Origin of the sequence: Endozoicomonas numazuensis, from assembly GCF_000722635.1 — a bacterium.
GTDB lineage: Bacteria > Pseudomonadota > Gammaproteobacteria > Pseudomonadales > Endozoicomonadaceae > Endozoicomonas_A > Endozoicomonas_A numazuensis.
In genome coordinates this window covers 394,666-409,997 of the sequence record NZ_JOKH01000004.1, presented here as the reverse complement: position 1 = coordinate 409,997, position 15,332 = coordinate 394,666, and the positions used below count along the sequence as shown (strand labels likewise).

At 48.7% G+C, this 15,332-nt stretch carries 10 protein-coding genes and 1 tRNA gene; 6 read left to right on the top strand and 5 right to left on the bottom strand.

Going from position 1 to position 15,332, the window contains the following annotated elements:
* Window positions 1-254 precede the first annotated feature (254 nt).
* Window positions 255-330: transfer RNA gene (locus GZ78_RS18580), tRNA-Thr, on the top strand.
* A gap of 125 nt (window positions 331-455) precedes the next feature.
* Here GZ78_RS18580 and putP read toward each other — a convergent pair.
* Both putP and putA read right to left on the bottom strand, forming a co-directional pair.
* Entirely contained in the window at window positions 456-1,946 is a 1,491-nt protein-coding gene (putP, locus tag GZ78_RS18575) for a sodium/proline symporter PutP (RefSeq protein WP_201772755.1), read from the bottom strand.
* A 270-nt stretch (window positions 1,947-2,216) separates the two neighbouring features.
* A complete protein-coding gene (putA, locus tag GZ78_RS18570; protein ID WP_034839313.1) occupies window positions 2,217-5,405 on the bottom strand; it encodes a bifunctional proline dehydrogenase/L-glutamate gamma-semialdehyde dehydrogenase PutA in 3,189 nt (1,062 codons plus the stop codon).
* Window positions 5,406-6,179: 774 nt separating this feature from the next.
* Between putA and GZ78_RS18560 the strand changes: the two genes are divergently transcribed.
* Window positions 6,180-7,313, top strand: a complete 1,134-nt coding sequence (locus GZ78_RS18560; RefSeq protein WP_034839309.1) for a multifunctional CCA addition/repair protein — start codon at window positions 6,180-6,182, stop codon at window positions 7,311-7,313.
* Window positions 7,314-7,451: 138 nt separating this feature from the next.
* Here the strand turns inward: GZ78_RS18560 and GZ78_RS18555 are convergent, their stop codons facing one another.
* From GZ78_RS18555 to tsaD, 3 genes are read right to left on the bottom strand one after another with little or no spacing between them, the layout of a single operon-like run.
* Window positions 7,452-7,934 (bottom strand): 2-amino-4-hydroxy-6-hydroxymethyldihydropteridine diphosphokinase, encoded by a 483-nt coding sequence (locus GZ78_RS18555; RefSeq protein ID WP_034839308.1) that lies wholly within the window; start codon window positions 7,932-7,934, stop codon window positions 7,452-7,454.
* Window positions 7,931-8,296: a dihydroneopterin aldolase gene (folB, locus tag GZ78_RS18550; RefSeq protein ID WP_034839305.1), complete on the bottom strand. Its 366-nt coding sequence runs from the start codon at window positions 8,294-8,296 to the stop codon at window positions 7,931-7,933. The genes GZ78_RS18555 and folB overlap by 4 nt, the downstream gene beginning before the upstream one ends.
* Entirely contained in the window at window positions 8,289-9,344 is a 1,056-nt protein-coding gene (gene tsaD, locus GZ78_RS18545) for a tRNA (adenosine(37)-N6)-threonylcarbamoyltransferase complex transferase subunit TsaD (protein WP_034839303.1), read from the bottom strand. Before tsaD ends, folB begins: the two co-directional genes overlap by 8 nt.
* A gap of 651 nt (window positions 9,345-9,995) precedes the next feature.
* On the opposite strand from tsaD, the gene rpsU reads away from it, so the two are divergent.
* The 4 genes from rpsU (at window position 9,996) to rpoD (ending at window position 15,143) form a co-directional block, all read left to right on the top strand.
* Window positions 9,996-10,211, top strand: a complete 216-nt coding sequence (gene rpsU / locus GZ78_RS18540) for a 30S ribosomal protein S21 (protein ID WP_034839300.1) — start codon at window positions 9,996-9,998, stop codon at window positions 10,209-10,211.
* 86 nt (window positions 10,212-10,297) lie between these two features.
* The gene (locus GZ78_RS18535) at window positions 10,298-10,747 is read left to right on the top strand and encodes a GatB/YqeY domain-containing protein (protein WP_034839297.1); all 450 of its coding nucleotides are present in this window, start codon (window positions 10,298-10,300) and stop codon (window positions 10,745-10,747) included.
* A gap of 159 nt (window positions 10,748-10,906) precedes the next feature.
* The gene (gene dnaG / locus GZ78_RS18530; protein ID WP_034839295.1) at window positions 10,907-12,859 is read left to right on the top strand and encodes a DNA primase; all 1,953 of its coding nucleotides are present in this window, start codon (window positions 10,907-10,909) and stop codon (window positions 12,857-12,859) included.
* 460 nt (window positions 12,860-13,319) lie between these two features.
* A complete protein-coding gene (gene rpoD / locus GZ78_RS18525) occupies window positions 13,320-15,143 on the top strand; it encodes an RNA polymerase sigma factor RpoD (RefSeq protein ID WP_034839293.1) in 1,824 nt (607 codons plus the stop codon).
* Window positions 15,144-15,332 lie beyond the last annotated feature (189 nt).

Below are 15,332 nucleotides of genomic sequence, written 5' to 3'. Positions count from 1 at the left end.
CCGGTTAGGAATAGTCCGTAAATAACTTCCTTTTTGCCCCCCCGTTCGGGCTGAGCCTGTCGAAGCCCAGAGCCACCAACCTTCGACAGGCTCAGGGTGAACGCAGTTCATGTTTTAATCGGGAAGTTATTTCAAGACAAATCCTTAGCAAGGCCTCAACAGCTTTGCTTTTATTATAAAAAAATAGATCTACATTCTTGGTCATTTCAGAAACGCTACCTAATATTGAAAGTTCCTGAATTCCAGATTGTTTTGCCGATGTAGCACAACTGGTAGTGCAGCGCATTCGTAATGCGAAGGTTGGAGGTTCAAGTCCTCTCATCGGCACCATTTTAAACAGAATGCTTTCTCAACCTTATCTTCTGTCCAGGAGGCTGTCGGACAAGTAGGAGGCTATCGGACAAGTGACTGCTACTTCACAGCCACTTGTTTTTAATATCAATCACTCATAGCAATCAAGCCAGAGCTTTTTCCACTTCATCAAACTCTTCAATGATTTCAGCTTTCGGCTCAGAGGAATTCAGGCTGACACCCACGATAGCGATAAAGGCAAACAGCATGCCCGGAACAATTTCGTAAAGATCGAAAATACCGCCCGACACCTGCTTCCACAGAACGACAGTGACACCACCCACAATAATTCCAGCAAGAGCACCATTTCGGTTCATACGCTTCCAATATAGACTCATGAGCAACGCTGGACCGAACGCAGCACCAAATCCAGCCCAGGCATAAGAAACCAGTCCCAGAACAGAACTGTCAGGTGACATGGCCAGAGTCAGAGCAACCAGTGCAATGAGAATGACAGCCAGTCGGCCCACCATCAGAACTTCTTTCTGATCAGCGTCTTTACGAAGAACGGCCTTGTAGAAGTCTTCTGCCAGAGCAGAAGAAGAGACCAGTAACTGAGAATCTGCAGTACTCATAATCGCAGCCAGAATAGCCGCCAGCAGAATACCGGCGACTACTGGGTGGAACAGTGCATTAACCATAACCATGAAAATAGTTTCACCGTCTCCCAGAGACAGATCCATTTCATTGATATAGAGTAAACCAATCAGGCCCACCATAATGGCACCCAGCATAGAGATTGCACTCCAGCCAACTGCTATACGACGAGCTGTAGGTACATCTTTTTCAGAGCGAATGCCTGCAAAACGAGCCAGAATGTGTGGCTGTCCAAAGTACCCCAGACCCCAGGTCATCAGAGAAACAATAGCCATCCAGCCCAGAGCTTCGCCAGAAGAGGTTGTAAATGGGTTCAACAGTTCTGCATTGTGAACGCGTAATTGCTCAAACAAAGAAGTATCGGTATTTCCGGTTTGCAGTGCAATAACCGGTACAATCACCATAGCTGCTGCCATCAACAGACCTTGAACCAGATCCGTCCAGGATACAGCGAGAAAGCCCCCGAACAGCGTGTAGGAGATCACACACAGGGTGCCTATGATAACCGCCCAGGTGTAATCCAGTCCGAAAACCGTTTCAAACAGTTTGCCACCCGCAACCAGACCAGAGCTGGTATAGAAAAGGAAAAACAACAGGATGAAGAAAGCGGATACCACCTGCAGCATTTTAGAGGTATCTCGGAAGCGGTTGGTAAAGAACTCTGGCAGAGTCAGCGCATTGCCTGATGCTTCACTGTAAACTCGCAGACGGCGAGCCAGCAACAACCAGTTCAGCCAGGTGCCTATCAGCAGGCCTCCTGCCAGCCAGAAAGCTTCAACACCTGAAGCAAAGGCATAACCAGGCAGACCCAGTAAAAGCCACCCGCTCATATCAGAAGCACCCGCACTCAGAGCTGCAGGCCAGGGCCCCAGACTCCGCCCACCGAGGAAATAATCTTCTGAATTTGCAGTACGTTTCCAGGCCCACAGGCCAATCATCAACATCATGGCCAGATACACGACAAATGTCACTATTGTCGCAAAAGTATTCGTAATCATTATTCTTTCCGTTATTTATAATTTGTCCTGAGCACTGCCAGATAAAGGTTTATCCGACTCCCCAAAAAAACTCAGGCAAAATTTGTTATCAGAGCGACGGGCTCTTTGTCAGGTGTTCATCCATATCAAAAACATGGATTGAATAGCCGCTATAAAACCCCTCTTTCCCACGCTGAGCGTGGGAACGCATGCCCTCCAGAACAACCGGACAATGCACTATGAGAGATATGGGTTCCTACGCAGGAGCATGGGAACCCGGGTTTTAGATGATTAGTGACCTGCTCCCAAAGACAGCAACGTGGCATTACCTCCAACCGCTGTCGTATTAATACTGCGGGTACGTTCGGTTGCAAAACGATACAGATAGTGTGGGCCGCCTGCTTTTGGTCCTGTGCCGGAAAGACCTTGACCACCAAAAGGCTGAACACCTACAACCGCACCAATCTGGTTTCGATTGATATAAGCATTTCCTACTTTCAGACTCTGCTCGATGTAAGAGGATGTCGCTTCATTCCGGCTGTGCACACCCAGTGTCAAACCATAGCCTGTGCCATTGATTTCCCGGATAACCTTATCCAGCTCAGAGGCCTTGTAACGAATCACGTGCAGAATGGGACCAAACTGTTCTTTGTCCAACTGACTGATGCTTTCAATCTCAAAAGCGACCGGAGCAATAAAGTAACCTTCATTGCATTCTGCACCCAGATCAACTTGCCCAATAAGGCGTGCTTCCTGCTTCATGCGATCAATGTGGGCCTGCAGTCCTTTCTGAGCCACTTCACTGATTACAGGACCCAGATCCGTTTCATGCAGAGAAGGATTACCCACTTTCAGTTCAGCCATGGCACCTACCAGCAGGTCTTCAATACGATCAGCAATATCTTCCTGAACATAAAGAACACGCAGGGCGGAACAACGCTGCCCGGCACTGGCGAAAGCAGATTGAACGACATCGGTCACTACCTGCTCTGGCAGCGCCGTGGAGTCTACGATCATGGCATTCTGACCCCCGGTTTCAGCAATCAGAGGCACAATAGCCCCTTCACGTGTTGCCAAAGTCTGGTTAATCAAACGCGCTGTCTGGGTTGACCCTGTAAAAGCTACGCCTGCAATACGAAGATCAGAGGTCAACTGATGACCGATATCCTTACCTTCACCCGGCACTAACTGGATGGCCTCCCCGGGAATGCCTGCTTCCAGCATCATACCAACCGCACGAGCAGCAATTAGAGTGGTCTGCTCAGCAGGTTTGGCCACAACGGTATTACCGGAAGCCAGAGCGGCGACCACCTGCCCCAGGAAGATAGCCAGAGGGAAGTTCCATGGACTGATGCACAGGAATACACCACGACCAGTCAGGTAGAGCTCGTTCGACTCACCGGTAGGTCCAGGCATAATCTGTGGTGCAGAGAATTTCTTACGAGCCTGATTGGCATAGTAACGACAGAAATCAACCGCTTCACGCACTTCATCAATACTGTCGTGAATCGTTTTTCCTGCTTCTTTATGACACAGGGCCACCAGCTCTTCGAGATTAGATTCCAGCAAATCTGCCAGTTTTTCCAGGCTTTGGGCACGAGTTTCAACCGGCGTCTGATTCCAGCTGTCAAAGGCCTTGTGAGCGACTGCAATAGCCTGATCCACTTCTTTTTCTCCGGCGTAATGCAGACAGCCCGCCAACTCACTGAGCTGGTATGGGCAGTGCACATTCACCGTTTTTTCAGTTTCTACCTGCTGACCAGAAATGACAGGACCCTTATGCCACGTTTTGGTCATAAATTTCTGAACCGATTCAGAAAACGGCTGCCACTGAGACTCAATATCGATATTGACACCCATGGAGTTAGCTCTATTCTCTCCAAATGCCGGTAGCGAACGAAAAATATCTACAGGTAAGGGAATTCGGTCATTAGCCAGAGAGCTATGCTTCTCAAGCACTGAGACCGGATGGTGAACCAGATCCACAACGGGAGTCTTGGCATCTACCAGACGATGAACAAAAGATGAGTTAGCACCGTTTTCCAGCAGTCGACGCACCAGGTAAGGCAGCAAATCTTTGTGACTGCCTACCGGCGCATAAATCCGGACGTGAGACTTTTCCTTCTCCAACACCGTGTTGTAGAGAGCATCTCCCATTCCGTGCAAACGCTGGAATTCAAAGTGTTCGTGCTCTGCCATGCTCAGAATACTGGCCACAGTATGAGCATTATGTGTAGCAAACTGAGGATAAATAGCCCCTTTAACAGGCTCACTCAACAGGAAGCGGGCACAGACCAGATAAGCAACATCAGTGGATTCTTTACGAGTATAAACAGGGTATCCTGAATGCCCGGACTGTTGGCACAACTTGATTTCACTGTCCCAATAGGCACCTTTAACCAAACGCACAGGAATTTGATCGCCCTGCTCTTTTGCCAGTGCAGCCAACCAGGCCAGAACAGGCAACGCTCTCTTACCGTAAGCCTGAACCACCAGACCAAAATCACCCCAGCCCTGACAGTCCGGATGACGATAAAGCTTTTCGAACAGTTTCAACGACAATTCAAGGCGATCCTGCTCTTCTGCATCAATAGTGATGCCAACATTCAAACTTCTGGCAGTTCGAATCAAACCCAGTACGCTGTCGAACAGTTCGGTAAGAACTCGAGCTTCATTGGCCACTTCATAACGGGGATGCAACGCAGACAATTTAATAGAAACAGTAGGACTTGGGCCTTTAAATCCGTCACTCTTCTCCTGCCCAACGGACTTAACAGCAGCTATGTAAGATGCCAGATATTTCTCTGCATCCTTGGCTGTCAGAGCCGCTTCACCCAACATATCAAACGAATACGTATAACCTTTTTCCCTTGGTTTACGACCGTTCTTGAGTGCTTCTTCAATAGTGCGACCCAGCACAAAATGCTCGCCCATAATCTTCATCGCCTGATTCACAGCCTGACGAATCACAGGTTCACCCATTTTCTTAACCAGACGACCAATTACACTTATTGGGCGACCGTCTTCAGTCTTATCCAATGTTACCACTTTACCGGTCAACATCAGTCCCCAGGTGGAAGCGTTCACCAGCAAGGAATCACTTTTCTTAAGGTGTCTTTCCCATTCAGCCACACTGAGCTTGTCACGAATCAGAGCATCGGCTGTTTCAGAATCAGGCACTCTCATCAGGGCTTCTGCCAGACACATCAGCAGAATACCTTCGCGGGTATCCAGGCTGTATTGCAACAGCATGGAGTCAATCATGTGGATGGAATCTTCACGAACTCGAACCTGTTCCACCAGGTCAGTGGCTCGTCGAGTTACTGCAGCTAATCGCTGCGGTTCTGGTCTGGCCAGATCGACCAGCTGAGCAAGCCAGGCTGACTCATCTACGCTGTAGAGTGGAGAAATAGCCTTCCAAAGCTTAGCTGCCCCTCCCTGGACAAAGTCAGAATTAAATACGGCATTGGCCTCAAACATTTGGTGTCTCCCCCAGTGTCGGCAAACGTAATCCTTGACCCATGCCGTTATATCTAATCGGGAAATGCCTGACATTTATGGATCATATTGCCTCCCTCCAAGGTGACAAAACACGATTCACTGATTCTCGGCTGGTTTGATTTAAAGCCGACGACATTTCCACTCAAATCGGTTTGTTTTGTAAACACAAAAAGGTTTCCGACATCAGCCAGCCGGGAGGGACTAAGCTCCTTAAACCCTTTTTGATAACTTATAATTGCCAATCTCCATTGCCAATCTCCATTGACAAAGGCTTTTGGCCCGTTCGCAATCATGCACAAAATCCATAAGAATTCCCAGATCCAGGGGGCAGATTTTTTTAATCATTCGTGGCCAATTTTGCCAATTAACATTTTCTTTTTTCATCCCCTTTTGATTGTTCAGGGAAGGGACGAATAAATCTTGTGGGGCTAAGGCCTACCTTCCCTAAGCCTTCATGCATTCAATCCCATATAACGAGTTGTTTGCCCATGTACAGCAAAACGGCCTATGAAAAAAAATGATACGCCACGTTTTACTAAAGATCTCAATGTATGCTCAAGCCCCCTTTGAAGACTATTGCGATGGAACAGGGCAAGCTCTGGCTGAACAGTCCTCCCCATAATCACATTCTTCGGTAAAGCCATATAAACTCAAAATCAGGCTTTTTCTGCTTTTTTTGTTGATAGACTTCCTGTTCACAGCTCACAGTCAGGAAGTTAAGATGATTTAATCAACGGTTTAGATAGAGATGACATGAACATTTTTCTGGTCGGCGGTGCCGTTCGAGACAAGTTACTGAACCTTCCGGTTAAGGATCACGACTGGGTAGTCGTTGGCAGCAGTCCACAGCAAATGATCGATCAGGGCTTTCAACCAGTTGGCCAGGATTTCCCGGTTTTTCTCCACCCTGAAACCAAAGAAGAGTACGCATTGGCCCGTACTGAGAGAAAGTCAGGCCATGGTTACAACGGCTTTGTTTTTCATACAGCACCTGATGTCACTCTGGAAGAAGACCTGATCCGAAGAGACCTGACCATTAATGCTATAGCAGAGGATGAACAGGGAAATATACATGATCCCTATAATGGCCAGACAGACCTCAAGCAAAAGTTACTTCGTCATGTCTCACCTGCCTTTCAGGAAGACCCCTTACGCATTCTTCGGGTAGCCCGGTTTGCAGCCCGATTTCACCACCTGGGGTTCAGTGTTGCACCTGAAACGATGAAGCTGATGCGCTCTATGGTTGATAGCGGCGAAGCCTCATATCTTGTTGCCGAACGAGTCTGGCAGGAAACCTCAAGGGCACTTTGCGAACCCAACCCTGAAATCTTTTTTAAAGTGCTCTCAGCTTGTAATGCCATGAGTGTGGTGATGCCTGAATGGACACCGTTTCTGAAGAAAGACTCAACAGGTATGAAATCGCTTCAGGTTGCAGCATCCAGACAGGAGTCTCCTGAAGTCAGATTCGCTGCAACCTTTGCCAATGAACTAGAACTCAATCAAGAAATGATCAAGGCACTGGTCAAGCGACTGAAAACACCTTCTCAGTTTTCGGAGATGGCTAACCTGACGTTTCAGTACAGCGGTGACTTAATTGAACACTCTGCAGACAGAGAACCAGAGCGCTGGATGACTCTGTTTGAAAAAACAGACGCATTCAGACGGACAGAACGCTTTGAAGCATTTTTGAAAGCCTGCAGCTGCATCGCCGAGGCCCAAGAAAAGCCTCTCCCCAAAAACCGCCAGGAGATGCTGAAAGCGCTTCTCGCTCTCTGCCTGTCAATGAATGCCAAAGAAATTGTTGCTCAGGGTTTTAAGGGCAAAGCGGTGGGTGAGCAATTGAGAAAAACAAGAGTCTTGAGAATGCAGGAACAGCTTAGCCAATAAGCCTGTGCAACCCAGTGTTAACAGCCATAAACATTCCGTTCATCCTGAGTTTGTCGAATGATGCAGGTAAAGCACTTCAACAGGCTCAGTGCGAACGGGTATCGGGTATCGGGTATTACAGTTGGCTACACATAGAAGTCAGACCGCCTCAAACTCCAGTTCAGGTAATAAACGAGGCTGATTACTCAGTTGTACGCCAGACTCAAACGTCATGCATACCGCATCAGTAAATACTTGAACTGGCTTGCCTGTCTGGAAATGCCACAACTGTTTCACCAGAGGACGATAGTAAATCTCTTCTATAGCGCTGACTTTTACATCACGAACATCCTCAACCGCCTGCAGAATATCGAGATCAGCCCGGCACTGAAGACTACCTCTTATTCGACCCAGGCGGTCTTCAACCTGCTTGCACCACTGATTGATCGCTATCGAAGACGCTTCGCTCTCAAAGCAAACGACAGAATTGTAATAATCAGCGGCATCAACACCTTCAGCCGTGGTTTGAATCAGGCTGCTCACCAGAACCGTTCCAAACTGCTGCCGAAGCGCCTGTATCATCTGCTGACAATTGTTTTCAGCTTCATCATTGGATCCGACCCCAATGTAAAAAAGTGTCATAGCTGGCGCATCTCTTCCCTGGTTCGTTCGCACCACACGGAGGCTACTGCACCTTTCAATGCCTGTGGTTTTCGGATCAATACCCCGACCCGGTCAACACTGAAATTCGCCTGGATTAACTTAATAATGCCTCCCGCCAAGGCTTCCAGCAAGGCATATCGAGATGCTTCACAATAGGCACGAACCGCCTGGCTGATCGCATCATAATCCAGTGCATCGCTCAGATCGTCAGAACGAAAAGCCCGGGAAAAATCAGCTTCCAGCTCAAGATCAATAATCAGAGGCTGGGGCGCTTCATGCTCAAATTCGTAAACACCAATGACAGCCTGAGTCTCAAGCTGTTCAATACGAACCCTATCCATTCACCTTACCCTCTGATTCAGAATTAACGGCTTCCAGTGTTTCCATGTTCCAACGTGGCATAGGCGCCACTTCAAGAGGTTCATTCTGACCTGCAAGAAGTCGCTGACAGCCAGCATAGGCAATCATGGCTCCATTGTCGGTGCAAAACTCTGGTCTGGCGTAGCGAAGACTGCCACCTTCTTTAACCGCCATGGCTTCAAGCTGATGCCTCAGACGACGGTTCGCACTCACTCCACCCGCAATGACCAGCTGCTTCAACCCGGTTTGCCTGAGAGCCCGACGACATTTTAAAGCCAGAGTATCGACCACTGCATCTTCAAAAGCCCAGGCAATATCAGCTCTATCCTGCTCTGTCAGATCACCCTCTTTTTTACAGGCGGCTACGGTATTGAGTGTGAAGGTTTTCAAACCACTAAAACTGAAGTCCAAACCCGGACGGTCACACATGGGTCTGGGAAAACGAAAACGTCCTTCGGTGCCAGACTGCGCAAGTTTGGACACCTTGGGTCCACCGGGGTAACCCAGCTCAAGCATGGCTGCCACCTTGTCAAAAGCTTCACCTGCAGCATCATCTACAGATTCGCCAAGCAACTCATATTGTCCAATACCATCCACTCTAACCAGCTGGGTATGACCGCCAGACACCAGAAGGGCAAGAAACGGAAATTCAGGAGGATTCTCTTCCAGCATGGGAGCCAGCAAATGACCTTCCATATGGTGCACCCCTACTGAAGGCACCCCCAGAGCCCAGGCCATGGAACGTCCGATACAGGCACCCACCATCAGGGCTCCTATCAAACCCGGCCCTTTTGTGTAGGCAACCGCATCAATCTCTTTTCGGGTGATACCCGCTTTCTCTAACACCTGATTAATCAGGGGAAGAACCCGCTGAATATGATCCCTGGAGGCCAGTTCAGGCACTACACCACCATATTCAGTATGCATCTCAATCTGGCTGTATAAGGCGTCCGCCATCAGCCCTTTTTGACTGTCATAGAGCGCAATGCCTGACTCATCACAGGATGTTTCAATCCCGAGCACTATCATCTGTTAGAACCCATCAAAAGCTTCGAGCGGTTAACATCAGCCTGCCTATAAGTACCGGCAAAGGTGCTTATACTCACAGACCCTGTGGATTACCATCATTCAGGCAGGCTTCCAATCCATCACCCTCAGCACAAATAGCAAGGGAGCGGATATTAAGAACCAACGTACAACGTTAATGTTCAGTACCTGCTGCAGGGTCTGGGATGATACTGCAAACCGGCCTTTGCAGGAAATCCCAGAGACCGCAACCCCTGAGGCTCCCTAAACGACAAAAGCATGCCTGTTTTTGCATTTACTGAAAATAGTCTATAAAATTCGCACCCCTGAAAATACGCGGCTAGTCTGGACATTTGTTTAGACTTATTTTGCGGGTCGGAATTAGCTTCTTCGCACGGCCTTCAAGGGTTTCAGCCCAGCTGAGCTCTGAAAAAAGTGTGAATGCTCAACCATTTACTCTTGATTTGGCAGGCTTCAATATTTTTGAAAATTGCCAAAACTGAAAATAAATCCTTGCTCTGTCCTTTTTGGCCAGGGAATAACCGGGAAGCATTTTCTAAATAGAGTAGGAGGTACCAAAAGCAGATGTTATTATGCCGGGCTGCAAACCTTTATTAATGTACTCACTATTTTTTATAGGAAGGTGATCTCTGCATGCCTGCTGTTAAAGTTAAAGAAAATGAACCGTTTGATGTAGCACTGCGCCGTTTTAAGCGCTCCTGCGAAAAGGCTGGTGTACTGGCTGAAGTACGTCGTCGTGAACACTACGAAAAGCCAACCTCCGTTCGCAAGCGTAAGGCTGCTGCTGCCGTCAAGCGTCATTTGAAAAAACTGCAGCGCGAACAGCGTCGTCGCGAGCGTCTGTATTAAGATCAGGTTTCCGATTTTAATAGCTTCGACACCCATTCATCAGCTCGAACCTTTCTTTCGGGAAGGGATCGTATTGAGGTAAGAACATGAGCGAATGCCAGGTCATGGAAGTATTGACTGCTGCAATGAAGGATGCCATGCGCAATCGCGATAAGGTTCGACTGGGGACTATTCGTATGGCTCTTTCCGAGCTTAAACGAATCGAAGTAGACGAAAAGTCGATCGACGACACCCGTGCCCTTGCAGCACTCGACAAGATGGCCAAGCAACGCCGCGATGCCATCAGTCAGTTCGAGTCTGCAGGGCGCACCGATCTGGTCGACCAGGAAAAACGGGAACTGGCCGTTCTTCATGACTTTCTCCCTTCTCAGCTCAGTGCCGAAGAAATCAGTCAACTAGTGTCAGAGGCTATTCGCGAGAGCGGAGCCGAGAGCATGCGTGACATGGGTAAAGTTATGGGTATTATCAAGCCCAAGGTTCAGGGCAGAGCAGACATGAACCAGGTCAGTCAGACTGTAAAACAACTACTCAACTGATCAACTGAGCCAGCCCGGCGCACATCTTCAGCTTGCGCTTGCAACAATCACTGACAATCGTCCAGTGACGATGATAACATCGAACCTCTATCAGAATTTCTGGCACCAGCTTTTTCATTCCATAGCTGGGGCTGGCACTTGCTACCCCTGTGGGCATTTATGGCCGGACGCATCCCCCAAACATTTATTGACGATCTGCTGAACCGCCTGGATATTGTAGATATTGTTGATAGCCGGGTAAAACTCAAGAAAACCGGTCGCAACTACTCCGCCTGCTGCCCCTTTCACCAGGAAAAAACCCCTTCATTTACTGTCAGCCCGGAAAAACAGTTTTATTACTGTTTTGGCTGTGGTGCCAGCGGTAATGCCATGGGTTTTGTTATGGATTTCGACCATCTCGACTTTCCTGCAGCAGTGGATTCACTGGCCAGTCTGGCCGGCCTGGAAGTCCCCAGAGAGCAGAGCAACCAAAAAAGAGGACCTGACCACAGCCCGCTTTATGAGCTGATGAACAAGGCCAACCATTTTTACAATGAGCAGCTAAGAAAAGCTCAGGATGCTCCCAGAGCCATTCAATACCTGAAACAGAGAGGCCTGGATGGCCAGACATGCAAACGCTTCGGAATAGGCTTTGCCCCTCCTGGCTGGAACAACCTCCAGAACCACCTGTCCGAGAATCAGGAAAAAGAAGACCAACTGGTCACTACTGGCATGCTGGTCGAAAAAGAAGAAACCAAAAGCCGATATGACCGCTTTCGCGATCGCATCATGTTTCCGATTCATGACACCCGGGGACGGATTATTGCCTTTGGTGGCCGAGTACTGGGCGACGCAAAACCCAAATACCTCAACTCTCCCGAGTCTCCCATCTTTCACAAAGGACGGGAACTTTACGGCCTGTATGAAGCCAAAAAGCACAATCGACACCTGGAAAGAATCCTGGTGGTTGAAGGCTATATGGATGTCGTTGCTCTCGCTCAACAGGGAATCAACAACGCAGTTGCCACTCTGGGTACAGCCACAACGCTGGATCATATGCAGAGACTTTTCAAAACCGTATCGGAAATCGTATTCTGCTTTGATGGCGATGACGCTGGCAGGCGAGCGGCATGGCGAGCCCTTGAGTCAACCCTTCCTTATATGGAAGACGGAAAACAAGCTCGCTTTCTGTTTTTACCTCAGGGAGAAGATCCGGACAGCATGGTTAGACAAGAAGGCTCTGACGCCTTTCTTGAGCGAATCAAAAGCACCGCACTGAGTCTTGATACATTTCTGTTCAAAGAACTCAGCGACGGAATTGACCTCAACACTATGGATGGTCGGTCAAGACTGGCAACCGATGCCCAACCACATCTGCACAAAATTCCCGACGGCCTGTTCAAGCAGATGCTGATGCAACGACTGTCAGAAATCACCGGACTGAATACCGACACACTTGAAACCTACCTGAACAAGAAGAACGACCCTGAGCCGGTAATAGAAAAACCCACATACGACAACTACTCAGTACCCGCCGAGGCAGATTATTACTCCGAAGCTCATTACGAGCCGGATATCAGTCACAACTTCCAACCCCAGGAACGCACCTTTGAGCGCAAACCTTTCAAAAAGGGTTTCAAGGAAAAGAATGAGCAACCTGTCGCACCAGCCCCACTCAAGGTAGGCCGATCTATCTACGCCATCCGACACCTGCTATGTAACCCGGAACTGGCAACTGCCGTTAAAGCCATTAATGAACTGGAAGGTGACGAACACCCCGACACACAACTACTCATCGCCCTGATCAAAACACTTCAGGAACAACCCAAACTTCCTACCATCGCCTTAATTGCACAATGGCATGGAACCCAACACGGCATCCGATTGCAAGAGATCGCCTCACTGGAGCTGGGACACCAACCCAATGACGAAGAGTTCCACGAAGCAATAGAACGCATCAGGGATACCGTCAGGGAACTTGAACACAAACAGGCAGCACACTCTCTGAAACAAACCTTTTCTCAAAAAAAACCAGGGCAGATTGACTCAGCTCAGCGCAGCGTTCTTGAAGCATTACTTGAGAAGAAAAAGAAAAAGCTCGGCATTAAACCCTCAACCAACACCTCCAAATAAGCACAAACCTGAAACAATAAAAAACCCCAAATTGAACGACAAAAGCCCTTTTTTCCCGCCACCTGTAAGCATAGTGTAAATTGTTTTTTTATCGGTTTATTTATGGCGACGCACGTATTTTTAGGTATACTTGAACTTCACTGTGCTATGTGGGAAGCCGTTATTGACCACACACCTGATTCTGAATCCGGTCTGAAACAGCCATGAGCGAAAAAAGCATCTTATAGATTCACTTATTGTGAGCAGGTGCTTTTACGGTAAAAAGCCACGGAAGGGGACCCTCACCATGTGTAGTTTTTCATGGACCGTATTTCCGGTGCCTCGTCCACTGAACATCGTGCAGCTCCACGAAAGTGCGCTCTCTTGCGCTTCCTTGTGGAAAACCTCATGTTTTTGAGCTATAATTGCCAGCTTACGTTTTTTTCGTCCGGCACTCCACTTTCGCTGTTAAAGGGTTGATATGTCAGCTAACTCGCAACAACAATCCCGACTGAAAGAGCTTATCTCTCGCGGTAAGGAACAGGGATACCTGACTTACGCTGAAGTGAATGACCATCTTCCTGAAGACATCTCTGATCCTGATCAGGTTGAAGATATCATTCGCATGATCAATGACATGGGTATCACCGTCTACGAAACAGCGCCGGACGCCGATACCCTGTTGTTGGCAGAAGCCGATACCGATGAGGCCGCTGCCGAAGAAGCAGCGGCAGCTCTAGCAGCTGTTGAACAGGAAGCAGGCAGAACCACAGACCCAGTCCGCATGTACATGCGTGAAATGGGCACGGTTGAACTGCTTACCCGTGAAGGCGAAATTCAAATCGCCAAACGGATTGAAGAAGGGCTGCGTGAAGTCATGTCAGCCCTGGCTAAATTCCCAGGATCCGTTCAGATTGTTCTGGACGAATACGATCGAATCATAGAAGAAGAAGGCCGTCTGACCGACCTGATCAGTGGCTACATCGACCCTGATTCCGATCCCGTCCCAGCCCCACCTGTTGTTGAAACCATCCAGGAAAAGTTTGATAACGACGATTCCGATGACGATGATGATGACGATGAAGATGCTGGCGGCCTGGACCCGGAAGAAGCTGCAGAACGTTTCGGCGCACTTCGTGCCGGACACGAAAAAGTTCTGAGCACTCTGGAAAAGCATGATTTTGGCTCTAAAGAAGCCAAAGCGGCCATGGAGGAACTGACTGAAGCCTTCATGCCTCTGAAGCTGGTACCTCGTATCTTTGATATGCTGGTCTTCCGCATCAGAAACACTCTGGATATCATTCGTCGAAACGAACGTGCCATCATGCAGTTCTGTGTTCGTCGTGCGAAAATGCCTCGCAAGATTTTCCTGAGCACATTCCCGGGAAATGAAACCAGTCTTAAATGGATTGATGACGTCACCTCCGGTAGCGCTGGATATTCTGACGCCATCAATAACTATCGGGATGAAATTGTTCGCTCCCAGAAGAAGCTGATCACGATTGAAAAAGAGTTTGGCTGCACACTGGTACAGATCAAGGACATCAACCGTCGAATGTCTCTGGGTGAAGCCAGAGCTCGTCGCGCCAAGAAAGAGATGGTTGAAGCCAACTTGCGTCTGGTTATTTCTATTGCCAAGAAATACACCAACCGAGGCCTGCAATTCCTGGATCTGATTCAGGAAGGCAACATCGGCTTGATGAAAGCGGTAGACAAGTTCGAATACCGTCGTGGATACAAGTTCTCGACCTATGCCACCTGGTGGATTCGTCAGGCCATCACCCGCTCTATTGCGGACCAGGCCAGAACCATTCGTATCCCGGTTCACATGATTGAGACCATCAACAAGCTGAACCGTATTTCCAGACAGATGCTGCAGGAGATGGGTCGCGAACCTACTCCTGAAGAGCTGGCTATTCGCATGGAAATGCCAGAAGACAAGATCCGCAAGGTACTGAAGATCTCCAAGGAACCGATTTCCATGGAGACTCCAATCGGTGACGATGAAGATTCCCATCTGGGCGACTTTATCGAAGACGCGACTATTCAGTCACCTATCGATCGCGCTACAGGCACTGGCTTGAAAGAATCTACCCGCAACGTACTGTCTGGACTGACAGCTCGTGAAGCGAAGGTTCTGCGCATGCGTTTTGGTATCGACATGAACACTGACCACACTCTGGAAGAAGTGGGCAAGCAGTTCGACGTTACCCGTGAGCGTATCCGTCAGATTGAAGCCAAAGCTTTAAGAAAGCTGCGTCACCCAACGCGCTCAGATCACCTGAGAAGCTTCCTGGACGAGTAACACCTCCAGATTCTCGAGTGCAAAAAACCGTGCTTAGGCACGGTTTTTTTATGCTTGCCAGAAAACACACCCCCCTATAAACGACAGCAACCAACAAAAAGTATAAACCCTGTCAAATCCGTTCGGGCCGAGCCTGTAGAAGCCCCCCTATAGCTATACCCGCCAAAAGCTCTGATATACAATACGACA

What these genes read in the sequence shown, in the direction of transcription:
- putP (WP_201772755.1), bottom strand. Translation starts at nt 1,946, where the DNA reads ATGATTACGAATACTTTTGCGACAATAGTGACATTTGTCGTGTATCTG.
- putA (WP_034839313.1), bottom strand. Translation starts at nt 5,405, where the DNA reads ATGTTTGAGGCCAATGCCGTATTTAATTCTGACTTTGTCCAGGGAGGG.
- GZ78_RS18560 (WP_034839309.1), top strand. Translation starts at nt 6,180, where the DNA reads ATGAACATTTTTCTGGTCGGCGGTGCCGTTCGAGACAAGTTACTGAAC.
- GZ78_RS18555 (WP_034839308.1), bottom strand. Translation starts at nt 7,934, where the DNA reads ATGACACTTTTTTACATTGGGGTCGGATCCAATGATGAAGCTGAAAAC.
- folB (WP_034839305.1), bottom strand. Translation starts at nt 8,296, where the DNA reads ATGGATAGGGTTCGTATTGAACAGCTTGAGACTCAGGCTGTCATTGGT.
- tsaD (WP_034839303.1), bottom strand. Translation starts at nt 9,344, where the DNA reads ATGATAGTGCTCGGGATTGAAACATCCTGTGATGAGTCAGGCATTGCG.
- rpsU (WP_034839300.1), top strand. Translation starts at nt 9,996, where the DNA reads ATGCCTGCTGTTAAAGTTAAAGAAAATGAACCGTTTGATGTAGCACTG.
- GZ78_RS18535 (WP_034839297.1), top strand. Translation starts at nt 10,298, where the DNA reads ATGAGCGAATGCCAGGTCATGGAAGTATTGACTGCTGCAATGAAGGAT.
- dnaG (WP_034839295.1), top strand. Translation starts at nt 10,907, where the DNA reads ATGGCCGGACGCATCCCCCAAACATTTATTGACGATCTGCTGAACCGC.
- rpoD (WP_034839293.1), top strand. Translation starts at nt 13,320, where the DNA reads ATGTCAGCTAACTCGCAACAACAATCCCGACTGAAAGAGCTTATCTCT.